At 54.0% G+C, this 26,542-nt stretch carries 24 protein-coding genes; 5 read left to right on the top strand and 19 right to left on the bottom strand.

Features of this window, described 5'->3' with window-relative positions; genetic code table 11:
* Window positions 1-2: 2 nt before the first annotated feature.
* The 16 genes from tssK to EA58_RS16860 form a co-directional block, all read right to left on the bottom strand.
* Complete coding sequence (gene tssK, locus EA58_RS16935) at window positions 3-1,319, bottom strand: type VI secretion system baseplate subunit TssK (protein WP_036755528.1); 1,317 nt, start codon at window positions 1,317-1,319, stop codon at window positions 3-5.
* The gene (gene tssJ, locus EA58_RS16930) at window positions 1,319-1,801 is read right to left on the bottom strand and encodes a type VI secretion system lipoprotein TssJ (RefSeq protein ID WP_036755635.1); all 483 of its coding nucleotides are present in this window, start codon (window positions 1,799-1,801) and stop codon (window positions 1,319-1,321) included. The genes tssK and tssJ overlap by 1 nt, the downstream gene beginning before the upstream one ends.
* Window positions 1,801-2,763, bottom strand: coding sequence for a type VI secretion system-associated FHA domain protein (locus EA58_RS16925; protein ID WP_036755525.1), 963 nt, complete (start codon window positions 2,761-2,763; stop codon window positions 1,801-1,803). Before EA58_RS16925 ends, tssJ begins: the two co-directional genes overlap by 1 nt.
* Window positions 2,764-2,797: 34 nt before the next feature.
* Window positions 2,798-3,439 carry a transporter substrate-binding domain-containing protein gene (locus EA58_RS16920; protein ID WP_152548092.1) on the bottom strand — a complete coding sequence of 214 codons (642 nt, stop codon included), beginning with the start codon at window positions 3,437-3,439 and terminating at the stop codon, window positions 2,798-2,800.
* Between the two features lie 98 nt (window positions 3,440-3,537).
* Complete coding sequence (locus EA58_RS16915; protein WP_036755522.1) at window positions 3,538-4,677, bottom strand: ABC transporter substrate binding protein; 1,140 nt, start codon at window positions 4,675-4,677, stop codon at window positions 3,538-3,540.
* Complete coding sequence (locus EA58_RS16910) at window positions 4,674-6,947, bottom strand: MFS transporter (RefSeq protein WP_036755519.1); 2,274 nt, start codon at window positions 6,945-6,947, stop codon at window positions 4,674-4,676. Before EA58_RS16910 ends, EA58_RS16915 begins: the two co-directional genes overlap by 4 nt.
* A gap of 3 nt (window positions 6,948-6,950) precedes the next feature.
* The gene (locus EA58_RS16905) at window positions 6,951-8,111 is read right to left on the bottom strand and encodes a D-alanine--D-alanine ligase family protein (RefSeq protein ID WP_036755516.1); all 1,161 of its coding nucleotides are present in this window, start codon (window positions 8,109-8,111) and stop codon (window positions 6,951-6,953) included.
* A gap of 143 nt (window positions 8,112-8,254) precedes the next feature.
* The gene (gene tssH, locus EA58_RS16900; protein WP_036755513.1) at window positions 8,255-10,864 is read right to left on the bottom strand and encodes a type VI secretion system ATPase TssH; all 2,610 of its coding nucleotides are present in this window, start codon (window positions 10,862-10,864) and stop codon (window positions 8,255-8,257) included.
* Window positions 10,861-11,856 carry a type VI secretion system baseplate subunit TssG gene (locus EA58_RS16895; RefSeq protein WP_036755510.1) on the bottom strand — a complete coding sequence of 332 codons (996 nt, stop codon included), beginning with the start codon at window positions 11,854-11,856 and terminating at the stop codon, window positions 10,861-10,863. Before EA58_RS16895 ends, tssH begins: the two co-directional genes overlap by 4 nt.
* A complete protein-coding gene (gene tssF, locus EA58_RS16890; protein WP_036755507.1) occupies window positions 11,838-13,643 on the bottom strand; it encodes a type VI secretion system baseplate subunit TssF in 1,806 nt (601 codons plus the stop codon). Before tssF ends, EA58_RS16895 begins: the two co-directional genes overlap by 19 nt.
* Complete coding sequence (tssE, locus tag EA58_RS16885; RefSeq protein ID WP_036755504.1) at window positions 13,636-14,052, bottom strand: type VI secretion system baseplate subunit TssE; 417 nt, start codon at window positions 14,050-14,052, stop codon at window positions 13,636-13,638. Before tssE ends, tssF begins: the two co-directional genes overlap by 8 nt.
* The gene (locus EA58_RS16880) at window positions 14,049-15,410 is read right to left on the bottom strand and encodes a type VI secretion system contractile sheath domain-containing protein (RefSeq protein ID WP_036755502.1); all 1,362 of its coding nucleotides are present in this window, start codon (window positions 15,408-15,410) and stop codon (window positions 14,049-14,051) included. Before EA58_RS16880 ends, tssE begins: the two co-directional genes overlap by 4 nt.
* 48 nt (window positions 15,411-15,458) lie before the next feature.
* Window positions 15,459-16,940 carry a type VI secretion system contractile sheath large subunit gene (tssC, locus tag EA58_RS16875; protein ID WP_036755499.1) on the bottom strand — a complete coding sequence of 494 codons (1,482 nt, stop codon included), beginning with the start codon at window positions 16,938-16,940 and terminating at the stop codon, window positions 15,459-15,461.
* Window positions 16,940-17,449, bottom strand: coding sequence for a type VI secretion system contractile sheath small subunit (tssB, locus tag EA58_RS16870; RefSeq protein ID WP_036755496.1), 510 nt, complete (start codon window positions 17,447-17,449; stop codon window positions 16,940-16,942). The genes tssC and tssB overlap by 1 nt, the downstream gene beginning before the upstream one ends.
* Window positions 17,450-17,519: 70 nt before the next feature.
* The gene (locus EA58_RS16865) at window positions 17,520-18,038 is read right to left on the bottom strand and encodes an Hcp family type VI secretion system effector (protein WP_036755493.1); all 519 of its coding nucleotides are present in this window, start codon (window positions 18,036-18,038) and stop codon (window positions 17,520-17,522) included.
* A 31-nt stretch (window positions 18,039-18,069) separates the two neighbouring features.
* Window positions 18,070-19,455: a type VI secretion system protein TssA gene (locus EA58_RS16860; protein WP_036755490.1), complete on the bottom strand. Its 1,386-nt coding sequence runs from the start codon at window positions 19,453-19,455 to the stop codon at window positions 18,070-18,072.
* A 956-nt stretch (window positions 19,456-20,411) separates the two neighbouring features.
* Between EA58_RS16860 and EA58_RS16855 the strand changes: the two genes are divergently transcribed.
* From EA58_RS16855 to EA58_RS16835, 5 genes are all read left to right on the top strand, one after another.
* A complete protein-coding gene (locus EA58_RS16855) occupies window positions 20,412-22,403 on the top strand; it encodes a type VI secretion system Vgr family protein (RefSeq protein ID WP_036755488.1) in 1,992 nt (663 codons plus the stop codon).
* Window positions 22,403-22,975, top strand: coding sequence for a DUF6931 family protein (locus tag EA58_RS16850; RefSeq protein WP_036755485.1), 573 nt, complete (start codon window positions 22,403-22,405; stop codon window positions 22,973-22,975). Before EA58_RS16855 ends, EA58_RS16850 begins: the two co-directional genes overlap by 1 nt.
* Window positions 22,975-23,271: a PAAR domain-containing protein gene (locus EA58_RS16845; RefSeq protein ID WP_036755482.1), complete on the top strand. Its 297-nt coding sequence runs from the start codon at window positions 22,975-22,977 to the stop codon at window positions 23,269-23,271. Before EA58_RS16850 ends, EA58_RS16845 begins: the two co-directional genes overlap by 1 nt.
* A gap of 289 nt (window positions 23,272-23,560) precedes the next feature.
* Window positions 23,561-24,271: a hypothetical protein gene (locus EA58_RS16840; protein ID WP_036755479.1), complete on the top strand. Its 711-nt coding sequence runs from the start codon at window positions 23,561-23,563 to the stop codon at window positions 24,269-24,271.
* A 175-nt stretch (window positions 24,272-24,446) separates the two neighbouring features.
* On the top strand, window positions 24,447-24,824 hold the full coding sequence (locus tag EA58_RS16835; protein ID WP_051642168.1) for a hypothetical protein: 378 nt from the start codon (window positions 24,447-24,449) through the stop codon (window positions 24,822-24,824).
* 67 nt (window positions 24,825-24,891) lie between these two features.
* Here the strand turns inward: EA58_RS16835 and yqfB are convergent, their stop codons facing one another.
* From yqfB to EA58_RS16820, 3 genes are all read right to left on the bottom strand, one after another.
* Window positions 24,892-25,209: a N(4)-acetylcytidine aminohydrolase gene (gene yqfB, locus EA58_RS16830; RefSeq protein ID WP_036755477.1), complete on the bottom strand. Its 318-nt coding sequence runs from the start codon at window positions 25,207-25,209 to the stop codon at window positions 24,892-24,894.
* 195 nt (window positions 25,210-25,404) lie between these two features.
* On the bottom strand, window positions 25,405-25,788 hold the full coding sequence (locus EA58_RS16825; RefSeq protein ID WP_036755474.1) for a hypothetical protein: 384 nt from the start codon (window positions 25,786-25,788) through the stop codon (window positions 25,405-25,407).
* 37 nt (window positions 25,789-25,825) lie between these two features.
* A complete protein-coding gene (locus EA58_RS16820; protein ID WP_036755472.1) occupies window positions 25,826-26,269 on the bottom strand; it encodes a hypothetical protein in 444 nt (147 codons plus the stop codon).
* Between the last annotated feature and the right edge of the window lie 273 nt (window positions 26,270-26,542).

Here is a 26,542-nt window from a genome sequence, read left to right as displayed (position 1 = left end):
ACCTACCTGATCACATGAAATTCAACGTGGATGTCTTCAATGCGCTCGTCGATATGGAGCGCAATCGCTTCGTCTTTTTTGACCAGCGACTGCCACAGTTCCGACTTGGTATCGACTTCAAAATAGGCCGCATCATGACGGGACTTCAGCTCAGACGGTGCGTACGGCAAATGACGCAGTGCCACCCCGGATAAGGCGTTGCGCACCAGACCGGCAATGTCACTGTTTCCGGCCAGTTTGGTGGCACGGGGAAACTCCTCGCCCAACCGCGCGGCACCGATCGACGAGGTCGCGACCAGAATAAAGCGTCCCTGATGGTACAGACTGCGGTCCTGAACCAGCGTTCGCAGCAGGCGGCGGGTCACGAACAACTGACGATCCCACTTCAGCGTGGTCACGTTATCGATCTGTACTTCGCGCAGCAGCACCAGTAACTCTGAAAAAACCGCAGAGAAAATCCCATAGAGATCATGCTGATTCCAGAGCGGAAACGACTTCGGCATTTTGCCTTCCAGTCCCTGCATCTGCCCGGCCATCGACGCGCATTCCAGATACAGATGACGGGTCAGCAGCGTGCCATCACTGTTCCACTGTTCCAGCTTCGGCATCCAGGTGCCCAGCACTTGCAGCCACAGATAATCGCGCATCAGCGCCTGATAACTCTTACTGCTGGTTTCTGCCTGTAAACGGGCCGAGATGGCGCGCGCACGATACTGCACCTGTGCAAACACGTCGGCGACGCTGTCTTTCAGATAGCTGGACACCCCGAAGTGCAGACTCTGCGGAATAAAAGCCTGATTCAGCACCACCGCCCCTTCCGATTTATGCTCACTGATTTCCGCGACCGCAATCAGGGTGTAGTCCTGCAGCTCATCGCCTTCCAGCTTGAGTTCGATATTCAGGGTTGCCAGCTCAAGCGGCACCGGATCACTGTGCTCACGGCTGGTATCAAAGACCGGATGCTCAGTAGCACTGTGGCGCAGGCGTCGGTCTTCACCGACATCGACCGCACCGGGACGCGTCACCGGCAGGGCCAGATAAACTTTTTTGTGACTGGTATTTTTCGCGACATCAAGAACCAGCGATTGCTGAATCTCAAACGGGGTCCCGTCCGGGAAAATGCCGCGTGCACGACGCACCGAGACCTTCCCGATGTTCAGCAACGAGCGGTCCAGTTCCAGTTGGGTCAGACCAAAAGACTGCGGGCTGATCTGCCCGGCAAATTCACGGGCAAAATGTTCGATGTAGCGCTCTTGCTGCTGAAAATGTTGCGGTGAGAGAAACATTCCCTCACTCCAGACGACTTTATTGTTATCCATTAGTCTTCCTCTTCACCCGATACAGACAGGTTGATGCCGTCAATGTTGATGTTGATGGCCGCCGAGCTGACCACCAGCGGTTTATAAATCACCTTGTTTTTGGCTTCACGGTAGTCCGCAAAGCCCGCAATCACACCGATATACTTGGTTTCTGCGGCCAGCGGCAGCACTTCCTGACGCGATTCACCCTGTAACACGCTGGACAGTTGGCGGGTCAGCAGCAGTTCCGCTTTCAGCACACCCTGTTCATCGTTGTAAATCTGAAGGAAATCCGCCTGATTGAAGGCCTGACTGTCGGTCAGCTGATACAGACGCAACTCGACCGGAGACGGTTTGCCTTCAACATTCGGATTAATGTTCGACGCCGCCCGGATATTCACCACCAGTTGCGGTGCCGTCAGGTCCTCGCTCCAGAGGCTGCATCCTGACAACATCAGGGGCAGCAACACCAGAGTCAGCAACCGCAGACTGAGCTGACGCATCATGATTTCTCTCCTTCCAGGTTGCGTTGCAGACGCAGGGCGTCCTGAAAATAGGCGTGGAATTTCACCTGCCAGTCCCGGTTCTCGACCTGACGCGAAAAATAACGCTTATACATCTCCCAGTACTTCGGTTTGCGCGGCCACAGGCCGGAACCGGAGAGATCGTCAAACATCGACTCCATCGCCTGCGGCGAGATATCTGCCAGCAGACGGGTCAGCGCCATTTCCAGCGCCTTGTCGGTCTGTTGCTGTAGACGTTGCTCATGCCGACGAAACTCCGTCAGCGCAGCCTGAACCGGCTGCGAAGCAAACGGAGATGTCTGCGAATTCTGCGCCGGCAACGAGATCTGAGGCATTGCCGTCTGGGGCAATGCCGTCTGATAAATATCCTCCGCCAGCGGGTCGTCTTCTTCCGTCTGGAAATCCAGATCGAGCCTGAGGCGCTGACGTTCCCGGGAGACATCCTCGCTCAGAAACGGATCGTCATCGACCACGTCAACATCCGAACGATTCCAATCCGGTTCTTCCGGCGCATCCACCTGAACCGGCGCGGTGGCAACCGGCTCCGTCCGGAACGGATCATCACCAAAGGGAGACAGAGCCGCAGCATCTGGCGACGGCTGTGCTTTGGCTTTTTCCGGAATAAAACACGACACCAGCAAGCGATAGCGGCCGATGTCCAGCACATCACCGTCGCTGAGCGTGGACTGATTGCCTTTCCCCAACGGCTCGTCTGAACCGTTGATAAACACCCCGTTTGTGCTGTTGTCGGCAATCTGATAACCACGCGAGGTCTTTCGGATAATTGCGTGCGTCCCCGACACTTCCCGCGTGGCATCGCTGAGCTGCATCGTCGCGCCGAAGGAACGGCCGATATCGCCCCCTTCTTCAGGAAAAGCCTGATTCCACTGCGCAATACTTTCGCCGTCCGGAGAACTGATAATTCTGATTGATAGCGGCATATGATTTACCTTTGCTTAAATTCCGCGACGCCGCTTAACGACACTGTCTGGCAGCGAGGTTAAACTCCGTCAGAAAACGGGGATACTGTTGAACAAATGTTTTCGAGAAGTAGACGCCCAGCGGCTGAGACTTCACCCGGGTCCGGGTAATCGCCCGGTAACTGATGCCCATTTTCTGAATGGTCTGTTCAATCACGGCATCGTTGCCGAGGATGGCCCCAACGTCACCGTTGAGCATCAGCGACAGCAACGCTTCCGGTGTGCGCGGCTTCTTGGTGACCTGATAGCCATTCTTCTGCAGCCAGTACCATTTGTTAGAGCCGAACAACGCCGCCACTTCTACCTGCGACTGAAACATGGCGCTGTTGAAATCAGCGGCATCTGACAGAGAAAACCAGCTCCACTTCTGCTCCGCCAGCGGCTCAGAGGACACCGCATACTCATCCCGCTTGCTGTTATGAGAGGCCAGGAAAAATCCATGCTGAGAACCCACTTCGGTTTGCAGCTGTGCCCGATCCCATTTCGTCATTGTCAGTTGATAGGGCTGCGCCATCACACGCAGTACACACTTCACTTTGTCGATTCCCGGCCCTTTCATCACGCCGTTTTCCTGATACTGGTACGGGAACCATGCCTGCGTCGCCAGCAACAGCCGCTCCGGGCGGTTGTATGCCATCGCGCCGGGACTGAATACACACAGGCTGAGTACACATAAACTGATCACACACAGGTTGATCACACACATCCCCATCAGGGTGGTCCAAAATCGGTCATTCATGGCTGCGAATTCTCCATACTCATGCCTGCTGCCCGGACTCTGCTGCCGTCACGGGCATAGAGTTCACTCGCCATTTCAATCAGGACAAAGGGCACCGGCGTCTGCACCCGTTCAGCCTGCTGGAAGTTGATCGAAATGTCCGGCGGCGACAGAACCCCCACCGGCAACGCAGCAGGCAACGTGTGATCACGCAAAATACGGATCCCGTACAGCGCGGCCTGATGCGCATTGTTTTCAAAACCGACGCCCACAGACATCAGGGCACTCTGCGCTGAACCATTCACCGCATCCGGCACCGCCGTCAGCAGAGGTAAGCCCCCGGACTGAGCGTTGATCTCACCAATGCGCTCCAGCAGACTCGAACTGCCGGTCAGCCACAACAGCGATTGCGCCAGGTGTTCGTCCTGTGTTCTCATCGCAGCCATTTGTTTTTTCAAAACCTTTTCCAGCCCCTGATCTGGGTGACTTTCATCCACCTCGATCGGAAAAACACGGACACCCCGGCGTTCGGCTTCCGTTTTCAGCGGCAGATACTGCGTCAGATAGGCACTGGTGTTCGCGCTGGCGTACAGCACGCCAATCTGAGTCAGTTGCGGGCGAAAACGGCGCAAAAAGCTGAACGTGATGTCCGCGGGCAAATTCAGCGACGTAAACGCAAAGTTGTTCCCGCTGCTGGCATACCCGTCGGACAGGCCGAGCAACACCGGGTCTTTTGCGTTCACCGAAACCACCGGCAGTTTGCCCCCGGCATAGACACGGTACAGTGACACTGTGGCCTGGGAGCCAACACTGTAAATCAGGCTGGCTTCCCGCTCTGCACGTTTGGTCCAGCGCACCAGTTCTGACGGTTCCTGCGGTAGTACAAACACCCGGAACGAGGCACTGGGCAGGTCACGGCGAAATGTCGTCAGTAAAGAAGACAGTGCGGTGTCGTAAGCGCTGGCCTTGCGCGACATCAGCACCCACACCTGCGGATGCGCCCCGCGCGGTGTGAAGGTGACCGAGTCAGCTCCGGCTTCAATCTCCCAGCGGGGCTGATGTTGCTCACTGAGCTGTTCACCCAGCCACTGCGGCCACTGCGCCCAAACCAGCGCGGAAAACAACATCCCGGCGATTAAAATCAGTGGTCTAATCATGCGGTCGCCTCCTGCGTCGGTGTGCGATCAGCGCACCACATCAGTAACCCGGCCAGCGCAAAGAAGGCCGCCAGACTCCAGAATGCCGACAACTGGCCAAATTGTGCCAGCAACGCACCGACAACAATGGCCCCCGCCACATGCCCGATCCGCTCGAGAAAGCGGTAGGTCGATGCCACAGCGTTGGCATGACTTTCGCTGGCCACTGACACCACATGCGTGACCACAGGTGCGTTGATCAGGCCATGCGAGACGCCCATGATCAGCATCGCAGCCGTGGCGGTTGCCACCAGCACAGTGGTATTTTCAAGCGAGAAAGCCGACGCCAGCACCACCAGAGACACGGCAGCAACGCCATTGCCTAAGCACAAGGCCCATTTCGCCGACCCCATCCGGTCAATCAGCGGGGAAACTTTCCCGCTGACAAACAACACGGCAAAGGCGTAAGCCATCAGCACCTGGCCGATACTCTCTTTCGCTACGCCCTGTTTCGAGAGCAGAATCGGCACCGCAAACGACACCACACCAGTCAGCATCATCTTGGTCGGAATCCCGACCAGCAGCATGGCCCGGACAAAAGACGGCACGCGGATCAGCGCCAACGAGTCCTGCACCATGACCCGCAGGTTCTCTGCCAGTGAACCGTGAGACGGTGTGGCGCTGTTCGCTGAAGACTGAAGCCCTGAATGCTGGTGCCCTGATTCCAGGTTCCCGGCCTTCTGAGACCCTGTCTTCATAGAAATAGCCGGCAGACTCAATGCAAACAGGAACATCAGCCCCCCGACCGACGCCGACAGCAAAAAGATCCCCTGGACACCCAGCGATTCCGCCAGCAAGGCCCCGATCGCCGCACCGGCAATCAGGCCCGCGTTAAAACTAAAAACGATGATGCCGGCGGCCTGCGTTTTGTTCGATTGATCGCTGAACCGCAGCAAGTACCCCTGCGCAGCAATAAAAATCATTGCCTGACCGATACCGGATATCAGCCGGGCAACAAGTACAGACCAGAGCTGTGCGTCAAAGGCCAGCATCAGACAACCGATCGCAGAACAGGCAATCCCTGCGTTCAGCACGCGACGGATATCAAACACCTCTACCATGCGTGCCGCAGGCAATAACATGGCTGCAAATCCGACAAAATACAGCGTGAAGAAATACGACGACCCATGTGCTGTGCCACCGTTCTGCACCGCAACCTCAGACAGGTACTGCGGTAATACCGGTGCCATCAGCGCTTCCATCAGTACCGTCACCAGCAGCAAGGGTTTGACCTTTGCCAGCACCTGCTCGCCGTGTGACTGCGTCCCGGCGTGACTGAGCAGCCGGACAAATGCAACACAAATCAGGGCGCAACCGGCGAACAAAATGGCAAAATTTTTCAGGATGTGCGCCAACTGAGCCAGCACCGCCTTCGGCTCAAATGCGATTGTCACCAGATTACCCCGGTGATCCGCCACCGAAAACTGAGCCATCTCCTCCGCCGACAGCATGTCTGACGGGCTCTGGCTGCGGGCGATGATCGCTTCGTTATGCGTCACGGTGATGCGGGAAACTTCCGGGTTGGACTGGCGAAAGCTGTCCAGCATGGTATCCATTCCGCTGACCTGATGCGGGCTGATCCCCAGCCGGAGGACAGGTGCCAGACGCTGCGTCACAATGCTGGCCATCGAGTCTGCTTTATGCTGCAACCCCGACTGATACAACACGCCCACCATGAGAATCACACTGAGCGACATCACCGCAAACACCAGACCAAACGCCGTCAGATAACGGTTCGGACGGGCACTGCGCAGCACCAGCCAGACAAACAGCCCGGCCAGCAACACCACCAGCAGCAACATGGGCTGAAAGTGTGCCTCAATGACTTTTTCGGTCTCATCACTGCTGAGCAGAATTTCCAGCACGCCCGCCTGCGTAAATTTGTTGTTGAGCGGCAGCGTCACCAGACTGCCTTCCATCGGCTCAGTGGTGTAGCGATACAGCGCCTGCTGACCCGAGATGACCCGTAAATCCACGACCGATGCATCTGACTGTGCAATCGGCGTCAGCATTTTTTCCAGCCCGGCAATCTCATGCAGCGGCACGCCCGAGCTGAGGATCTGCTCAATATTGATTTTTGCCGCTTCTGTCTGGGCCAGAACCGCATCGCGGCTTTGCTGCTGATAACTTTTCAACGCCTGCGCGTAGCCGACCACCCAAATCAGTGACAGAGACAAAACGACCAGCAGGGCACCGAGCAGCAATCGGCTGTATGGCTTCATCGCGTTCAATCATCACCCCTGAACATCTGCCAGCGCATCGAACTGCGCCGTCAGACAGTGGGCCAGCGCCAGCGGACGTCTGGCTTTCAGGAAGGACAGGCGGTTGAACACCAGCGACTGAACCAGATCTGTATAGCTCATCCCCTCACGTGCCAGATCATGGCAAACCAGACTGACCTGGTTCCCTTCCGGCCGCTTCAGATCGGGTTTGGGATTGGTTTCCAGCACATACAGATTGCCCTGTTTGTCCATGCGCAAATCCACCCGAACCAGCGTCTGCAAGCCAAGCTGGCGATAAATCTTCTGACCAATTGCCGCCAGCTGACCGCGCAGCGGTTCTTCGTTGACCGACACCAGACGGTCCTGAGTGATCGGTTTGACATCCATCGAGGTGAAAATCGGTTCGTCCGCGTCAAGCAAACGCTCGGTGATCGAAAACGCCAGCGGCGTCGTCGACTGCGTCAGCCTGCCGTCTTTAAAGACATACTCTCCGGCAACCGCAACCACAAATTCGCGCCCGCTGAGAAACGGTTCAATCATCACCGTGTTGTTGGTTGCCAAACGGACTTTTTCCACCACCGCTGCCAGCTCACCGCGGTCAAACACCGGGTAAACATGCACCGAGGCGCGCCCAGAGACCGGCTTGACGATAAACCCCTCGTGAAAGCACGCCGCAATGTCATCAATGGCAGACTGCTTGCCCGGATCCTCGAAGGTTTCATCAATACCCACAGTCACAAACGGCGCTGTCGGTAATCCGGCCGCTTTGATCTCATGCTTGAACAGGTGTTTGTTATCGAGAATCCCAGCGGTCATCGGCGAATGCCCGACGTACGGCACGCCCAGCATCTCCAGCATGGAGGGCAAATGGCACATCGAGTCAAACCCTTGCAGACCGCCACTGTTGGTGATCACCAGATCAATGCCTTTTTCACGCAATTGCTGAGCCAGATGAATGTCTTCCGCAAGCACTTCAACCTGACAAAAACCGGATTCCGCGAGCGCCCGAGCAATATCATGGGCGACCGGTGCGTAGGTTTTGGTTGAACGCGGGCTGAGATTTTCAAAAATAAAACTGCCGGTTTGCGTTTTGTCGCCCCCATGAATCACGGCCACTTTCAGATGCCGGCGTATCCACGCCAGTTGTGTCTGCGAAAAAACTGAATGTGTCATGTCATTTACCCGTCGTATGCGTTGCTCAATAAGTCAGACGTCTGGCATCTGCTGCGGCAACAATTGGTGTTCTGATTGTTGTTGTATTGATTGTTGTATTTGTTGTGTTTACCGGTGCGGATGACCCATGCCATCCGCACCTGTCAGTCGATGTGAATCTGAAACCGACCGTCTTCGACGTCGACCCGCACCGCTTTGACCGGCTTGCTTTCACTCAGACGCACGATGCACTGATTCGCCAGTTCTGGCATCAGTTGCCGGTTAATCAACTGCTCAACCGCGCGGGCACCGGTTTCCGGAGACTGATTCAGTGCGACCAGCAGCTGCACCACATCCGGATGGTATTCAAAGCTGGCACCGTAATGTGCCGCAATGCGTTTGCGGATGCGGTTCAGAGACAAGGTCGCGATCTGCGCCATTTCCTCATCATTGAGCGGGAAGTAAGGCACGATGGTCGCGCGGCCCAGAAACGCCGGTTTGAAGAATTTTTGCAGCTCCGGGAAAATCGTCTGCGTCAGTTCAGGCACTGAAGGACGGCCATTCTGGCACGCATGGACGACTGCGCTATCGGCGGCATTCGACGTCATGATGATGATGGTGTTGCGAAAATCAATTTCGCGGCCTTCACTGTCAGAGATCGTCCCTTTATCAAAGATCTGATAGAAGATGTCGTGCACACCCGGGTGTGCTTTTTCCATCTCATCCAGCAGCAGCACAGAATACGGATTCTTGCGCACCGCTTCTGTCAGCACACCGCCTTTGCCGTATCCGACATAGCCGGCTGGTGAGCCCAGCAGCATCGAGACTTTATGTTCTTCTTTAAACTCAGTCATATTGATGGTGGTGATGTTGCGCTCACCGCCATATAACAGATCCGTCAGCGCCAGCGCGGTCTCGGTTTTGCCGACCCCGCTCGGGCCGCACATCAGAAAGACACCCACAGGTTTACGCGGATCAGTCAGCCCGGCCCGGGCCATACGAATCGCCTGAGCAATTTCCGCAATCGGCGTCACCTGACCAATCACCCGCTGACCAATCTGAGATTCCAGATGCATCAGGCGCTCCACTTCCGCGCTCAGCATGTTGCCGACCGGAATCCCCGTCCACAGTGCCACCACTTCCGCGATGGTCTGCTGCGTGACCTGCGGCAGCACCAGTGGCTGCTCGCCCTGAATGGCATGCAGCTGCGCCATTTTTTCGGCCAGATGCACCCGTTCACTGCCGGCTTCCAGGTCTTCGCCAGCCAGGAACTGCGCGTCCAGTGCTGACTGAAGCGCGAGAATTTCTTCCACCAGCTGAGACTCCTGCGCCCAGCGGCGGGCAATCTCATCGTGCTGCTCAGCCAGCGTTTCACGGCGCAGCTTCGCTTCATTCAGACGCGAGTCCTCCAGTGACCACAACGCCGCTTCGTGCGTCAGGGTTTCAATTTCGTTGTCCGCATAGCGAATCTGCTCAGCAATGGATTCCATCTGACGCGGCGTCGCACTCTGGCTCAGGCCGATCCGCGAACACGCGGTATCAAGCAGGCTGATGGCTTTATCGGGCAATTTACGCTCTGGCAGGTAACGCACCGACAGCGACACCGCCGCATCGATCGCTTCCTGCATCACTTTGACGTTATGGTGCTGCTCAAGGCTCTTTTTCACCCCGCGCAGCATGTGCACCGCATCGGCTTCACTGGGTTCGCCGACCGCCACCACCTGAAAACGACGGGTCAGTGCCGCATCCGATTCAAAATACTGTTTATACTCGGCCCAGGTGGTCGCCGCGAGCGAACGGAACTCTCCCCGCGCCAGCGCAGGTTTCAGAATATTGGCCGCGTCGTTCTGGCCGGCGGTCCCGCCAGCACCAATCAGGGTGTGCGCTTCATCAATGAACATGATGATCGGAGTACTGGATTGTTTGATCTCATTGATGACATCTTTCAGGCGGTTTTCGAACTCGCCTTTGATACTGGCACCGGCCTGCAACAGCGACAGATCCAGACTGCGCAGTTCCACATTCGCCAGCGCCGGTGGCACATTGCCATCAACAATTTGCTGCGCCAGACCTTCGACGATTGCCGTTTTACCCACGCCCGGATCGCCGACCAGAATCGGACTGTTCTGACGACGGCGGCACAAAATATCGATCGCTTTGCGAATCTCATCGCCCCGGCCTGAGATCGGATCCAGACGGCCACTTCGCGCCGCTTCGGTCAGGTTTTGCGAGTATTTGTCCAGCGCCGGTGTCGCGGACTCTCCAGCCGCAGCAGCGGCATGGGAAACCGCACCGGTGTTCATCTCACTGGGCGCACTCACCGCCAGCGACTGGCTGCGCAGCCATTCCGAGGACAGCACGGTGACCCACTGACTGAGCAGGCCGTTGTAAGCACCTTGCTCACGGCGCTGCTTCAGCACCATCAGCAAGTGAAATTCATTGACACTCAATTGCTTCTGATTGAGTGAGGCAATCATCCAGGCATCTTTCAGCAGCTCCACCAGCTCAGGCGACAGCGACGGTGACGCATCATTGCCCCGCGACAGACCAGACAGATAGGTGTTCAGCCCTTCCAGCAAGGCTTCCTTGGCCACCGACGCCTGATTCAGTGCGGTTTCCCAGCCTTTGGACTGTTGCAGCAGGTGCAGAAACCAGTGTTGCGGTTCAATAGAAAAGTGACCGCGACTGACGCACTCGCCTGCGGCCGCTTCAAGCGCGTTTTTCAGTAACGGGGTCAGTCGTTGAACCAGACTCTGTAATTCGATATTGATCATGCGTTTTCCTCACTGAACGTCAGTGGCATCTCGACATACTGTCGGCGATCCGTTTGATGATTCATCCAGGCCGACTGGCCGATGCGTAATGCGCTGTCACTGCGCCCGGACAATTTCACGCGCGGCAGATACTCGCTGTTCACTTTCATATACAGGGCGTATTTGGTATTCACCCCCATGTAGCTGCGCACCAGATGGTCCAGCGCGCGGATCATGGCGTTGTCATGGCGTATCGCCAGATAGTGTTCGTAATCTCTCGGGCAGATTTTGATCTTCAGTTTCTGTCCGGCCATCGGCGTGGTTTTCCCGACCAGCGCGCCCATGCCCAGTTGCCGGTTCTGTCCGGTTTTCCCAATCTGTGTCAGGGAACAGGGCGTCAACGGCAGGTATTCCAGCGCGCTGCGCTCAATCGCAAACTCTGCCGAAAAGTAATCTTCCAGCATGGCTTTCAGTGCCAGCGGACACGTCAGCTTCATCCCCAGCAGCCCGGTATACTGAATCAGATGGCTGTCCGGGATCGGATTTTCATGACCGCTTTGCCCGGCCAGATTCGCCAGCATTCCGGTGACCGACAGCCGATGACGGTTCCAGCCAAACGACGCTTCTTCAATCTGGGCCGTCAGGTCATGCTTGTGCTGGACCTGGCAATAAAGACGGAAATAGCGGTTGTTGAAGGTGTCAAAAAAGTCGATCGGTGCCTGTTCCCCCAGATCAAAATGCGCACTGAGGGCTTCTTGAAACATGGCGCGGGGCATGATGCCCTGACTGCCGGACAAGGCCGACAGGGACGTCTTCAGGGTGTAATTCGAGACGGCATTTACTTCAACCCCAGTCACTTCACTGGGATAGTAAGCCGGCAACAGTTCAGCACTGAAGCGGATCGCCGGACGACGGTCGGACAGCGCCGCCTGATGCTTGAACACCTGCCAGGCTTTCTCCAGCGCAACGCTGAACTGACCGCTCAGCAGACGGTTTACAGCAGACTCTTGCATCCGGTTCTCCTCGGAAATGCCATAAACACCCCGTCCTGGCCTTCCAGACAGATATCAACCTGAGTGAAGCTGTTGAACCCGGCAAAGTATGCAAAAAAGTGGTCCAGCAGACGGCTGAACAAGGCGAGCCCGCCGTTCACATTGGCCGGTGCCAGGGTCACGGTAATCTTGGTGCCGTACGCAAAACAGGTTTTTCCGGAAACCCGAATCGGCGCGACCACTTGTTCCTGCGCGATTTTCTGCACGGACTCGATGTACAGATAGTTTTGTGCACTCTGATTGTGGTTATAGAGGTCGAACACATTTTTCAGCGTCGCCGCCGGATTCTCTGTCCCCAGAATGGCGTGGTAATTGAAATGCAGATGACACAGCAAGGCCCACACATTCTGATTCGCATCCCGGCTTCTAACCGGCAGTGACGGACGACGCAACAACTGCATCCGCGCCGGAATCGTCAGCGACTCACGGCAGGTCACGCGGCTGTTGACCGGCAGCGAACCGGCCCGGACACCGTCGGTTGCCGTCGCACTGACCTGCCACACGCGCGGTGAACCGGTCGCATGATGATGCTCCGGGTCTGCCACTTTCAGGCTGCTATCGAGCACACCCCGTTCATGAAAGTTCTGCACCAGTTGCCAGCGCAGCCCCGTTTCTGCACGGTCAAATTTTTCGCTGTAAATCTGCGGCACGCGCACCGGGTCACCCGCGGTGACATCGAGCACTTCGTCCACGGAAAACACTTCCAGCACTTTGCCCTGACTGGCATCCAGATGGACCGGGTACTGTTTGTGGAAAAAGTCGATCTGCAAAGGTTCCGATGCTTGCTGGTGCAGGTTGACCAGTGGCGTCGAGAACAGAGAAAAATGCTGGGCATTCAAGGTACGGGCCAGTTCAACACTCAGCTCTTCGACAAAAATCTGCACCCGGAACGCACTGCCCGTCACCTGCTGTAATGCGTCCCGCACATCAAGACTGAATCCGTGAAAGCGTTCGGGGAACATAAAAAATTCGGTCAGGAGCTTAAAGCCACCAAAACTGGCGGCCTGATACGGCAGGACAGTATCTTCGACATCAAAACCCACCGGGCGCAATGCTGCCGGCCCCAGATCAAAACGCGAATCTGAACGGTTACCCGAACGGTTAACCGCACTGCAAATCCGCACTTGTGACGTGCCCTGAGACAGCAGGTCGTACAGACGCAGGGTGAAATGACTGTCACCTTTCAGGTGCAGTCTCAGATCACGAATATCCAGCGCAGACAGGTCACATCCCTCATCCGTGGCAGCAATCGTCAGCTCAATCATCGCTTTGGCATGCTCTGCCCCTGCCGGTTTGGCCATATCAAATGGCGCAAAGGTTACCTCCGCACTGCGGATGGTGAGAGGCAGCAGCGTGACGGTTTGAGTCGAGCGAAAAATGGCACTTTCCCCCTGCTCATCCGCCAGCTCAAATTCGGTGCCCGCTGGAATCTGGTGCACGGCATTCGCGTCTGGTGAGATCTCAAAATCAAGCAGGGTGTAAGACGGCACCGGGCGCAGATAATGGGGAAACAGCAACCGAACCAGACTTTCCGTCAGCTCCGGAAATGAGTCATCCAGACGCTGCTGAAGACGACCGTTGAGCAGGGCGACGCTTTCCACCAGACGGGCAATTTGCGGATCATCGATGCTGTCTTTGCGAATGCCGAGCGCACGCGCCGCGCCCGGATGACGCGCCGAAAACTCAGTGGCTTCATCGCGGATGAAACGCAGTTCCTGTTCAAAATATGAGAGCAAAGAATCAGACAAGATTCGACTTCCTTACATCGAGTTTGTTGCTGCCAAGATCCAGAAAGGAGTCCAGCACAATCGCTTCTTCACCCAGCTCAGAATGCATCACTGCCGAAAGACGAAAACACAGCTGATTCTGGGCCGATTGATGCGCCTGAACCTCGATCTCAACCTGACTCAGGCGTGGTTCATACAGGCGGATCAAACTGGCAATTTCTGTCACGATCACATCACTGTTCGACTTACTCTGTGAGCGGGCCAGATTCCGCATCCCCAGATTGGTGATGGTCCCTTCGCCACTGTTGTCCGTGGCCGGCCAGATCGGTGCACGGCTGGAGATCAGCGTACAGACGTTGTCGACAATGGCGTCACGCACACTGTCGATGTCGTCGTTCCAGTGCTGCGTCAGCTTGGCCATGAGGCTCATGGGCGTGCTCCGATATCCTGACCGGATACAGAGGTCGTCAGCACCACCTGAGCATCCATCATTTCGTACTGATACTGCGGCTGAAGCATGATTTCACACAGGTAGCGGGTCCGGTCATGAGGCGATTCCTCGATCCGGACCTGACAGGACTTCAGCGGATAGCGCGCCATGATTGAGTCTTCGCCGTAATCCACTTCACTGATGTAGTTCTGTAGCCAGCGCTCCAGACTGCGCTTACAATCTTCCGCGCTGTCATAACGGCCAATCTGATCCCGAATCTGTGCTTTGATGTAATGACCAAACCGGCACGCCATCAGGTTCGTCTGCAGCATGCCAAGCTGGCGGGTCGCTTCATTCGGCGCACGCCAGACCGACTGATTACTGAAAAAGCCTTTGTGTCCGCTCAGATATAAACTGGTCAGCGGAACAAACCCCTGCTGCGCCCAGAAGCCGTCATCTTCGCTATACAGGTCGACTTTGGCCTGGACCGACGCCGACGACGCCACAATCGCGCCGAACGCAGCAAACTCATCGTAAGAACGCAGGAAACCAAACCAGCTGATCCGGTCAAATTCGCGGATGACATTGCTGGTCAGCAGGTAAGCGCTGTTGCCCCACAATGCCTGCTCACGGCCCTGCGTTTCACTGAAGAGGAAACCTGCGGGGTACTGTTGATAAGGCGGGCGCTGTAAATATTCCGGCAACACCAGATGCAGAAAACGTGCAGAAGGTTTATCACGCAGCAGTTGCCAGGAAGCAAAATCACGGCTGTTGACGATCCGCTCCGCTCTCGCGCTGTCATGCAGCTGACGGCTCTGATCGTCACCAAAGAAGTGCTCATCCACGCCCATCACGACCGGACACAAGGCCAGTTCGCCCAGTTCAGAGAGCAACTGCAGGGTATACAGGTCATCGTAGCCCAGCTCATCCCCGTAATCAGAGGTCACTTTGTGATCGACCATCACCATGCCAAATGGCGTGCCGCCTGCGGTATCAAACTCTCTGGCATAGAGTTTTTTGTACAGCGCACTCTGTTTGAGATCGAACGAGTAATTGAGGTCACTTGAGACCATGTGCCAGCTCAGATCGAGCAGTTTGATTTTGACCCGGCGCTGAGAGACCGGCAGTGCAGTCAGCGAAGCGAGTCCAAGCCAGGACGCTTCTAACTGCTTAAAGTGTTCATGCTGAATCACGGCCGATAACTGCTCACTCACGGCCTTGTCCAGCTCGGCAATCAGACGAGTCAGTTGGGCTTTGAATTGAGCCGTCGACTGGTTCCTGGCGCACGCCAACAGCGCCTGCCAGGGCAGGTTCGCAAGCATTGGGGGCATCGCTGTGTGCTGAGGGTGTGTTGTCATCGACTGCTCAATTCAAAACATTCGGAGGCTGTCCGCCTCCGAATCGGATTAACCCGGAATATTGGCGACCATACGAAGCGAGGTCGTCAATTCTTCCATCTGTAACCAAGGGCGAAGATAGGCAACCGCAGAATACGCGCCCGGACGACCGGCCTGCTCTTCAACGGTCACTTTCGCTTCCACCAGCGGGTGACGCGCTTTGGCTTCGTTGCCGATGGCGTTCGGGTTCACGTACTGGTGAATCCAGGTGTTGAGATCTTTCTCAACATCGTTCGGATCCAGGTTCGAACCAATCCGGTCACGCCCCATCACCTTCAGGTACTGGGCGATTCGGCTGCTGGCCATGGTGTACGGCAGACGTGCTGAAATCGCGGCGTTGGCCGTCGCATCCGCGTCGGTATAGGTTTTCGGCTTATGCGTCGTCTGTGCACCCATGAACACCGCGTAGTTGGTGTTTTTATAGTGAACCAGCGGCAGGAAGCCCAGATCGCTGAGCTCTTTTTCGCGCTCATCAGTCAGGTTCACCTGCGTCGGACACTGCTGGAGCAGATCACCGGCATCCGAGTGGTAGGTGAAGTTCGGCAGGTTTTCGACTTTACCGCCGTTTTCCGTGCCGCGAATGGCCGTACACCAACCGTACTGGGTGTATGCCTGCGTCAGCAGCAGACCAAATTCGTATGCCGCGTTACTCCAGACGAAATCTTTGTCTGAAGAAACGATTTGCTGGCCGTTGTCACGGGTCTTCAGCTCTTCAAAATCGAATGATTTCACCGGAATGGTCGCGGAACCGTACGGCAGGCGCGCCATGGTTTTCGGCAGCGTCAGCGCGACATAGCGTGAATCATCGCTGGCGCGGAATGCGTTCCAGCTCGCGTAAGCCGGGGAGTCAAACCCTGCTGCGACTGGTTTCCCGTCTGCAAAGGTGGCAAACGAGTTGAAATCAAACATGCTGGCATTGGCGGCAGCGATGAAGGGTGCATGAGATGCTGAAGCCACTTCGCCCATATAACGCAGCAATGCGACGTCTTCGTCGCCGTAACCGAATTCGTAATCTCCCAGCAGAACACCGTAAGGCTGGCCGCCTGCTGTGCCGAACTCTTCCTGATAGACCATGGTGAAAAAGCGGCTGCGATCGATCGCCGGCGCGTCTTCAAACTGCTCAAGCAGCTCATCTTTGGTGTAGTCGGCCAGTTTGATCTTCAGATCCGGACCGAGTTCGCTGTTTTTGACCAGCTTCTGCAAGCCCAGCCAGGTGCCTTCCAGTTTCTGGAAGTCATTGTTCTTCATGACCGAAGACAACTGTTCTGAAATTTTTTCATCCAGTGCGCTGATGGCTTTCTCAATCGTCAGCGTCAGGTTTTTGTCCCAGGTCACCGTGCCTTCCAGTGCCTGCGACGTCAGAATGCTCAGCAATTCTTTGGTGGTATCCACCGGTGTTTGTGCGGTTGCGGTGATGGCACGATCAAGAAAACTCAGCGACGCTTCAGCTTCAGCAGCGCCCTGCGTGGCGGTTTGTTGTTCGACAGACATTATTCCGCTCCCTCTTTATCCAGACCCAGTTCCTGCGCAAGCCCTTGAATGGCATCCGCACTTTGCAGCACTTCCTTCAGCAAACGCTCCAGATCGCGTGAACGATCCGCTTTGCTCAGCAGTACTTTCAGTTGATTCCGGGTTTCAACCAGTTGTTTCAGCGGATCAATCTGTTCAACCAGATTCTCCGGGTGGAAATCTTTCATCGAGCGGAAGCTCAAATTCACTTCGAACTGGCTGTCATCGTTGGCCAGTTTATTGTCGACTTTGTACGAAAGACGCGGATGGATGGTGCCCATCACCGTATCGAAGTTGTCTTTATCGATACCGGTAAACTCACGCTCTTCAAGATCCACTTTTTCAGACTCTGGTTTGTGGCCGGAGAAGTCACCGATCACGCCGACCACGAACGGTAGCTCTTTGGTCTCGACTGAGCCATTCGTTTCAACATCGTAGGTAATGCTGACGCGGTTTTTGCTGACGCGTTTATGTTGTGAATTCAATGCCATAACGGTGTCCCTAGTTCAGAATTTGCATCGAGAGAAGAAGCTCCATCTCAGATGGAGCTTCCGGCAAAGGTTATTTAGAGCCTGACAGCAACTTGCCCTGTGGCAGGTTGTAAGTCACGATGCCGCCATCTTTGACTTCACCGCCTTCCAGCTCGTAGTTGTGCTTCTGAGAAATCTCAACGTAAGACAGAGAAATGCTCTCGTATGGCTGAGTGCCATCGCTGCCGCTCACGTTGTAAGACACCAGACGTGCATTCGACAGTTTCACCTGGAAGTACAGTTTTGCACCGGAGCCGTCTGACTCAGGCTTGGTGAATGCGATCTCAACGGTTTTCCCTTCTTTACCCGGGTTAAACAGGAAAGACAGCAGGTCTTCTGAAGCGCCATCAACCTGTTTTGACAGGTTCACTTCGCTCATGGCCACCATGCCGGAGTCCGCGTTGTTACCATTACCGATGTCCATCGCGACGTTACGAACACCGCCCCAGGAATAGGAAGAGATAGCAAACCAGCCGTTACCTTCCAGACCTTCAACCGTGGCACCGCCTTTCACATCGACGCCATCAATACGCATGTAGATACTTGCCATATTCGTTCTTCCTTATCTATAAGATGTTCACTTACCAACGCAGGGCTGTTGAGCCCGGTTGCTCGTGACTTTCACTTTTTTGTTGGAGTTGGGTATCAGCAGTGGAAGTCTGTGATACATGCTTTTCAATACGCGTCGACTCAGTTACGGGAGGAGTCTTTTCGTGTACCGAAGTGTTTTCAACGCCGGCCGTTGGAAGCGCCACGTCAGGCAGCTGTACCTGATCAAGATGATTCAGGCCGGCGGCATTAAAAATTTTGCTTAAGGTATCTTCGCCTTGCTCAGCCATCATTTCCTGCAGCAGCTCCGGCAGCGGCAGATAGCCCCAGCGGATGGCTTTTTCCAGCAGAAATGACACCGGGCTGTGCGGCTCGCTCTGGCGAAAATAGTCTGAAATTTCACGCAGCAGGTGGAAGGCCAGATCGCGGTTCATATTGTTCGCCAGTGCGACCTGAGGAAGATTACCGGCACTCAGACTCAAAGGCGCACCGGACAGGGTATAAGCCGGCGCGGCCTGAGACGGTGCAAAATCGTTCACTTCCTGAATTTCCGCCGTACTTTCCGGTTGTCCTGCCGTTGTCACAACGGGAGCAGTGCCGGCTTTCTGAGACGGTTTCATACCGGATAGCTGATGCAGCGCCTGCTCTAACCGGGTAAACAAGGCTTTGACGAAACCAAAGTTGACCGCGGTGGCACCTGCACTTTGCGTCTGCTGTTGTACCGCCGCACTTAAGCGCTCAACTTGCTCAACACAGCGAACCGTGTTGTCCAGGCGTTGCTGAATCTCCGTCCGTTGCTGTGCCACCAGGGCGGCAACCTGCCCTTTAAGCTGGCTCAGCTCTCCTCGCCGTTCCGCACTGAGGTAGTCGTAAAACGACATGTTTCCAACCAGCGTCTGTTGGAGCAGTGGCGCATAAAGAATTGAGCTTTCTTCACTGTCGCCAATCAACTGGAAAAAGGCTTTCACCTTGGCTTCAGCCTGCTCACGCGCCTGTTGGTCCGGTGCTTGTGACTTGAGATTTTCCTGAGGCAACACCGGGTTCAGTTGATCCCAGTGCTGTTCAGTCAGACCGGCCAGCCATTCCAGCGCGTTTGCCGCACTGTCCAGCGATGCATCCAGCAAAACCTGAGCGGTAATAAACCAGGCGATCAGCTCAATATCCCGGGTGGTGGTCTGAAATTGATTCAACAAAGTCGCAGAAAGGGTCTCCCAACTGGCCAGACAGGCTTTTTGCAGCGCTTCTATCTCATCTTCATCTGGGTTCTGGCTCAGCTTGCGCAGTGCGGTCTGCGCGACATTGAATTCGTTTCTCAGCGGGCGAAAAGCACTTTTATCCAGTTTGAGATAACGTCCACAAACGGCGTCTGATGCGATGGGTGCTGAGAGCTGTTCAATCTGTAATTTCGAAAACGGCATGCTTTACCTGCGTATGCTTGTTGTCAATTTGCGTTGTGCACTTGCGCTGTGAATTTGCAAGACCGTTCCCAGTCAGGGTTTGAGCAAAAGAATTCCTCACCCGCTGTAATGACTGAAATCACAGCATGTCGATTAATATACGTCACATTTTTTATCTATCGCCGAAACGAGCAGATAAACATGATGAAAAACCGATGAACCCAGAGACCAGAAAAAAACTAATATGCGTAAATTCTAATTTAGCGAAATATTAAAACATCACATTCTGATGAGTCTTAAAATAAAATTGAGAACATACTTTTCGGTTAAAACAAATCAGACCAGATAGCTAATATCTTTATTTTGACCATCAAACTCACCTTTAATTTCATTCGTTTTTATTTTTTAATTCAGGCGATTTTCGGATTCAAAATTGAGTCAATTATATCCAGACATTCCATATTAAAAAGGCACATTCACGCCACATTTAGGTGGCATTTAGGTCATCAGAAATGATACAAACCGTTGAAAAACAGAAGCTAACTCAAATAAAAACAGCAACTTAAATGCAAATCACCCCTCTATCACTGATGTCCATTTCACACATCCTTACCGCAGCATACGTAAAAGAAAAAACAGAATGGATAATGTTTCATATAAACATTGTTCAATCGAAAATCCGAAAATGGATAATATTGTGAATAAAGTTAATTTAGTATTTTTACTCTACCTGAAAATAATCGATTACATTTGAACCGCACCCCATAAAAAAACATCAGGCAAGACATAAATGACGTTTGATGGCTTGAATTCCAAACACACAAACCATAAATTAACGAATGATTGCGCTTTACTCTTTGACCTTCACTCTCTTCCAATACTGATTCACCGAAGTGTTTATCAAGCGTTCACTTTGATGTTGATGTGATTTTTATTGAAGCAAAAAACCACTTTTCGCTTACAGGAAATGAAGAAATATGACCAGCAGTGAATTGCTTTCAAAAAGTCGTCCGCTGACCGTGACACTCTCGGACAATAAACAATATGTTGTCACCCATTTCACGGGTGAAGAAGCAATTTCTGAAGGTTGCCGCTTTTCCCTGTCTGTCGCTTCAAGCGCGGAGATCAAAGAGAGCCACCTCGGCAAAAACGTCTCTATCTCATTTGAGCAATCTCAGGAAACCCGTTGCTTCTCAGGACTGTGTACGTCGATCGAATTCACCGGGTTCAGTCAGGAAAAGCAGCTTTATTTCTATCAGATCGAAGTTGCCGACCCGTTGTCACTGCTGGCTTACCGCCGTCAGCGTCAGATATTTCAGAATATGACCACCAAACAAATTCTGGAAACCTTGCTCGGCGACTCTGATTTTAAAAACTATTTCACTTTTGCGCTCTCAGGCAGCGGCAAACAGCATGAATACTGTGTTCAGCTAGACGAAACCGATCAGCAATTCATCCGCCGTCTGCTCGCCAGCGAAGGGTGGCACTTTCATATCCGTCATGCGTCTGGAAAACCTGCCGTCGTGATTGCCGACGCCAACCAGCGTTTTGAATCCATGCCTGAACCCACGCTTTACTATCAGGATGGCAGTCAGGCGTCGCACCGCGCACTCAGCCACTGGAGTCATGCCACACGTCTCGGCAGCGCCAAAGTCTCTTTAGCAGATCACACCCAGGCACTGGCAGAAGTCTTCGACAGTGGTGAGCGCAAGAGCGCATTGAACACCGCGCCGGCTGGTCTTGAACAAGCCTGGTTCGGTTTAGGTCTGGACAATAAAAACGAAGCCCGCGATGCCGCCAAACGGCAGATGGAAGCGCTGGATGCCGAAAAATCTGTCTCCAAAGCCAGCTCCAGTATCGCGGCCGTGGCCTGTGGGTATAAGTTCCGCCTGAATCAACACCCGCTCAGTGCGATGAATCAGGAATACATCGTCACGCGTCTCACCCACCATATTTCGACCGATGAAGGGAGCTTAACACCGGTATACCGCAACCAGTTCAGCTGCATTCCGACATCCTCAGTGTTTCGTCCGCGGGTTCAGGAAAAACCGAAAGTCCACAGCATCCACACGGCGTCGGTCACCGGGCCCAGTGGCGAAGAAATTTATCGCGATAAAGCCGGACGCATCAAAGTCCAGCTCCACTGGGACAGACAGGGTAAAAATGATGAAAACAGCTCGTGCTGGCTGCCGGTGTCACAGGGGCTGGCCAGCAAAGGGTTTGGCGCTCAGTTTACGCCTCGCGTCGGCGATGAAGTGCTGGTGCAGTACATTGACGGCGATCCGGATCGCCCGGTCGTCACCGGCTCTCTCTACAACACGAAAAATGCCGCGCCTTACAGCACGGCATCACAAAGTGGCCTGAAAACCCGCTCAACCCCCAAAGGGAACAGCACACAAGGCAATGAACTGCGCTTTGAGGATCAGAAAGACAAAGAGCATATTTTCCTGCATGCAGAAAAAGATCTGCTGGTGGAGGCCAACAACGATCATCTGACGACCATCAAAGGTACGAAAAACACACAGGTCGAAAAGACGGTGACTCTGAGTGCTAAAGACGCCATCCAGGTTGAAAGTGACAAAACCATCACCACCAAAAGCAAAGAAGACTGGACCGGCGACAGCGGGAAAGATCTCAACCTGAAGGCAAGCGCCAATATGGGGCTGTCCGCTAAGTCCTCAGTCACCATCGATGGCAGCACCATTTCGCTGAGCGGAAAAAGCAAGATTGAGCTGAAAGTCGGCACCAGCAAAATTGAAATCAGCGCCAGCGGCATTAAGATTAATGCCCCGCAAGTGGCGATAACCGGACAAGCAAAAGCTGAAATGAAAGCAGCCATGGTCACTGTCGAAGGGCAAGGCAAAGCCGATGTCAAAGCCGCAATTGTGACGGTGGAAGGCAGCGCTATGACTCAGGTCAAAGCCGGCGCTATGGTGCAGATTCAAGGGGCGATAGCCAAGGTAAACTAATGACTTTACGCAAAATTCCATATCAAAGTGCCAAAGACATTGTTGCGTTCTACTCACCAACGCCTCCGTTCAGTCAACTGGCGGCAGAAAACACCTCCCCCAGAGAATTGATTGGTATGGCGATGGCGCAGGAAATGTTTGCTGATGCCGTCACCTTTCTCGCCCATGCCCTGCCGGTCCGCGAATCGGTCTGGTGGGCCGCTTGCTGCGCCGCGACTCGTACAGACTGGAATGAAGACGAAGCCAATGCGGTTCGCGCCGCAAAAGCCTGGGTCCATACCCCGGATGAAACCAGCCGTCGTCATGCGGAACAGATGGCCGAACTGGCCGGACTCGAATCCGGGGCTGGCTGGGCCGCACAATCTGCTTTCTGGAGTGGTGGCAGTATGACCAAACCCAACGATCCGGTGATGCCGCCGCCTCCGTATCTGTACGCGCAGGCCGTGGCCGGCTGTATCAACCTGAGCGCAGTACTTCCAGACGGCGAAGCCGCCAAACAACGTTACCGAGATTTTATCGATATGGGTCTGAATATCGCCGCTGGCGGTAATGGCGAGCATGAGGTGTCCTGATGTTACCCGCAGCCCGCGCGACCGACATGCATATGTGTCCCATGCAAACCCCGGCACCGGTGCCGATTCCACATGTGGGCGGCCCGTTGCTGCCGTTACCGACAACCGTCCTGATTGGCAACCTGCCCGCCGCAACACTGGGGCAAATGTGCGTGTGTGTCGGCCCGCCAGACAGTGTGGTCAAAGGCAGTGCCACCGTGCTGATCAACAATAAACCGGCCGCCCGGATGGGCGATCAGACCGCCCACGGCGGGACAATTGTGATGGGCATGCCAACCGTGCTGATTGGCGGCTGACTCAATCAAGGCGGCTGACTCAATCAAGGCGGTTGATTGAATCAAGGTGGCTCATTGAATCAAGGCAGATCGTTGCATCAAGGCACATGATTTCACCTCTGATTTTCAGAGTCGCTGAACAATCGTCTGCGCCAGAAAGGCACATCACCCGTGCCAGTTTTATCCTGACACACCTTCAGCAATAAAAAATCATGCACTTTGCACCCCCGTGTTCTTCGTGTTTTCAATCCATGCTTTTGAGTAATATGCTTTCCTCAGATTTTACTGACGTGTAGAAACCTAAAATAACATGCAACATTTACTGATTTTGGTCCTGTTTCTGGGACTGTCGGGTTGTTCAACCCTTGGAAAGCCGACATTCAACGTGGTCATTGATTCCTTAACCTCCGATACCGCACCACACGCAAAAACCTATGTGGTGCTGCCCGGCCAAGAGGGCGTTTCGGTGAATGACCTTCAGTTCAAAGAATATTCGGCTTCTCTGGTGCGGGTGCTGCAAGCCAAAGGTTACGTCGCCGCAACCACGCCTGAGGCGGCGGAACAGGTGATCTTTTTGTCTTACGGCATTGGTGAACCCCAAACCCAGCACTATTCGTATCAACTCCCGACATGGGGACAAACCGGCGTCGCCTTTGCGAACAGCTATAAGACCACCAGTACATTCGGCAGTATGACGTCGCAGACCGGGACGACCATGAACACCCCGTCTTACGGGATCACGGGATATCAGACTTACACAGCATCTGAAACCACTTACCTGAAGTATGTCCAGATCGAAGGGGTAACTTTCGACAAGCAGTCTCATTCAGAAGCACCGGTGCCTTTATGGAAAACCACAGTTTTCAGCTCAGATACACAGAATGATCTGCGGCGGGTATTCCCGGTTTTGGTGGCTGCATCAGTCCCTTATCTGGCCACCAATACCGGGCAGAAAATCCATGTTGCCCTGACTGAGTCAGATGCGGCCGTTCAAGCGGTGAAAGGGCTGCCGCTGAAGTGAGAGCTGATTTGCCTGTCTTGCTGACAGGCTTTGTTTCCCTGCGCAGCCTTTACCCCCCCTCATCCGCCTCAACAAAAGCATGAATTTTTGTCAAAAATTGTGTCTTTTTCAATTCCCCACCTATTGTTGTTGATGCATATCAAGTGCACAAACAACAACATCAAGGAGAACAGATATGGCTGGTGAAATTACTTTTTGGGAAGGAAATGGCGGTACTCAGGATCAGGTTGGCAACACACTCAGCGGCGGTAAAAACTATAATATCGACTGCCAAGATGGTGATTATGGCTTCTCAAACGACGAAGCGCGTTCTCTGAAGCTTCAGAATATTCCAAGTGGCATTACCATCATCAAAGTCTACGATAGCCCTTCCGCTTCTGAGAGTGACGATTGGGCTCGCATTACCATCATGGGCCCGGTGTCTGCGGCCACAGTGGGAACCTTCAACTCCGGCGGTGAATACGCTGACGGAAAAGTGAAGTGCGAAAGTTATTACAACAATGGGCTGGACGGAAAAATTTCGAAAATCTTTATTGATTACATCCCAATGTAATTGTGCTTCTAAGCCCCATCTCCTGGGGCTTTTCGTTTGATCACAGCTGCGTGTTATGCGGCTGGAGTCACCCGACCAGCCGGTAAGTGATCACGTACAACTGATCATCATCCGGATAAATTTCCCGGATCACGGTTTTCAGCTCGGCCAGCGTCATATTTTCCTGCCGGGCATGAAAATCAGATAAATCCTGAAACAGAATTGGTTCGACAGCAAGAATTTCAAGCCGACAAAAGTCCCGGTCTTCTTCCAGCGTGGAAACCTGCACAACACTGCCCGGCACATAATGGCTTTCTGAAACATCCCGGATGGTGATGGTTTTACGGCCCGACAGAATATCGGCTTCAAAACGGGCAAAAAACGTCATGGTGGTGGGTGCATTCATCAGGTATCTCCCGAATTAGGATGGCTCGGTGTGCTTCAGCGGCGTCAGGAACAGGGCAATCCCGGCGGCATAAATCAGGGGCAGCACGGATAGCGCCACCCCCACCAGAATTGCCGACGCATCGATCATCGTGCCTGTCACAATATCATAGGACGTGAAAGTACGGACCAGCCCGATCAGGGCAGCATCGTCGCATCATGATTGATATTCCCCTGCCAGTAACTGCGCTGGAGACAATGGTTCCCCCTGCCAGATATACCGATACCGGCTTTTGATCAGGCCAGAGAGTTCCAGCAGCACCCGCTCTTCCACAAGAGATAAGCCCTCTTCACACAAATACCGCTGATGTATCACAATGATAGGTTCCAGCAAGGAAAAAGATCGCGGGTACAGCTGAAGGTAAGCACGCTTGAGCGTATCCGCCGCCCGGTAAAAGTGGCCGACAGCCAAACGCCGGCTGGAAAAAGGCATCTCTGAATTTTCCGTGACACTTTTTCCGGTTCTGGCATCCGTGACCGTTACCTGATCCTGAGCGACCTGAATGTAAATCACCCGCCGATACTGACGAAGCCTGTTCATACTTTGATCCCCTGACCACCCAATTGATCACCTTGGATCAAGCCTGATCTTTCTTGTCTTCCAGCAAGAATTTTCCGGTCTGTACCAGGGTCTTACCAACGCTGACCCAGATTTTCAGAATATAAAAACTGAAGAACAGAGCGATGACATTCATGAAAGATTGCGAAACTCTGATGTCATTGTTGCCAAAGGCCAGAAAGAACCCCTGTTCCTGCGAATCAATCAGGTACTGATGCACCGGGCTACCCGGAAAGTCCTGAATATAGTCATTCAGGTTCAGCGCCAGCAACATCAGGACATAAGCGCCCAGCACCATCAGCCCACCGCCAATGATTAGCTGAAACAGCCGGGACAAACTGACCTTGCCGCCATGCGACTGTATGCCTTGCGCATGCGCACCTTGTGACTTTTCGCGTTGAAAGCCCTGTGCCTGTGCTCGTTGTGGACTCGATTCAATGTGATGTAAACCCGCCTGACGCATCTGCAGCCATCCTCTGAGATCCCGAAACCCTACAGAACCGGTACAGAATCGGAATAAATGAAAACAGTGACTTGCGGCCAAAAATTATCAAAAAATAAATAAAGACAATTAGTTAGCTGACTTTTTGCGATCTTTATTCAAAAATAAGCACATCATCACAGCGCCATGCACAAAGTTTTATACATTCTGACGTTTTACTAATACAGAAGACGATAAATAGCTGCGACGACGCAGCAGAATCCACCGATTTGCCTGAAAAATCCGGCAAATGAA

It is taken from the genome of Photobacterium galatheae (assembly GCF_000695255.1).
GTDB lineage: Bacteria > Pseudomonadota > Gammaproteobacteria > Enterobacterales > Vibrionaceae > Photobacterium > Photobacterium galatheae.
The sequence above is the reverse complement of the archived record's forward strand: the minus strand, read 5'-3'. Positions and strand labels throughout refer to the sequence as shown.

Coding starts and splice junctions, on each gene's coding strand:
- tssK (WP_036755528.1), bottom strand. CDS start 1,319: ATGGATAACAATAAAGTCGTCTGGAGTGAGGGAATGTTTCTCTCACCG.
- tssJ (WP_036755635.1), bottom strand. CDS start 1,801: ATGCGTCAGCTCAGTCTGCGGTTGCTGACTCTGGTGTTGCTGCCCCTG.
- EA58_RS16925 (WP_036755525.1), bottom strand. CDS start 2,763: ATGCCGCTATCAATCAGAATTATCAGTTCTCCGGACGGCGAAAGTATT.
- EA58_RS16920 (WP_152548092.1), bottom strand. CDS start 3,439: ATGGCATACAACCGCCCGGAGCGGCTGTTGCTGGCGACGCAGGCATGG.
- EA58_RS16915 (WP_036755522.1), bottom strand. CDS start 4,677: ATGATTAGACCACTGATTTTAATCGCCGGGATGTTGTTTTCCGCGCTG.
- EA58_RS16905 (WP_036755516.1), bottom strand. CDS start 8,111: ATGACACATTCAGTTTTTTCGCAGACACAACTGGCGTGGATACGCCGG.
- tssH (WP_036755513.1), bottom strand. CDS start 10,864: ATGATCAATATCGAATTACAGAGTCTGGTTCAACGACTGACCCCGTTA.
- EA58_RS16895 (WP_036755510.1), bottom strand. CDS start 11,856: ATGCAAGAGTCTGCTGTAAACCGTCTGCTGAGCGGTCAGTTCAGCGTT.
- tssE (WP_036755504.1), bottom strand. CDS start 14,052: ATGAGCCTCATGGCCAAGCTGACGCAGCACTGGAACGACGACATCGAC.
- EA58_RS16880 (WP_036755502.1), bottom strand. CDS start 15,410: ATGACAACACACCCTCAGCACACAGCGATGCCCCCAATGCTTGCGAAC.
- tssC (WP_036755499.1), bottom strand. CDS start 16,940: ATGTCTGTCGAACAACAAACCGCCACGCAGGGCGCTGCTGAAGCTGAA.
- tssB (WP_036755496.1), bottom strand. CDS start 17,449: ATGGCATTGAATTCACAACATAAACGCGTCAGCAAAAACCGCGTCAGC.
- EA58_RS16865 (WP_036755493.1), bottom strand. CDS start 18,038: ATGGCAAGTATCTACATGCGTATTGATGGCGTCGATGTGAAAGGCGGT.
- EA58_RS16860 (WP_036755490.1), bottom strand. CDS start 19,455: ATGCCGTTTTCGAAATTACAGATTGAACAGCTCTCAGCACCCATCGCA.
- EA58_RS16855 (WP_036755488.1), top strand. CDS start 20,412: ATGACCAGCAGTGAATTGCTTTCAAAAAGTCGTCCGCTGACCGTGACA.
- EA58_RS16850 (WP_036755485.1), top strand. CDS start 22,403: ATGACTTTACGCAAAATTCCATATCAAAGTGCCAAAGACATTGTTGCG.
- EA58_RS16845 (WP_036755482.1), top strand. CDS start 22,975: ATGTTACCCGCAGCCCGCGCGACCGACATGCATATGTGTCCCATGCAA.
- EA58_RS16840 (WP_036755479.1), top strand. CDS start 23,561: ATGCAACATTTACTGATTTTGGTCCTGTTTCTGGGACTGTCGGGTTGT.
- EA58_RS16835 (WP_051642168.1), top strand. CDS start 24,447: ATGGCTGGTGAAATTACTTTTTGGGAAGGAAATGGCGGTACTCAGGAT.
- yqfB (WP_036755477.1), bottom strand. CDS start 25,209: ATGAATGCACCCACCACCATGACGTTTTTTGCCCGTTTTGAAGCCGAT.
- EA58_RS16825 (WP_036755474.1), bottom strand. CDS start 25,788: ATGAACAGGCTTCGTCAGTATCGGCGGGTGATTTACATTCAGGTCGCT.
- EA58_RS16820 (WP_036755472.1), bottom strand. CDS start 26,269: ATGCGTCAGGCGGGTTTACATCACATTGAATCGAGTCCACAACGAGCA.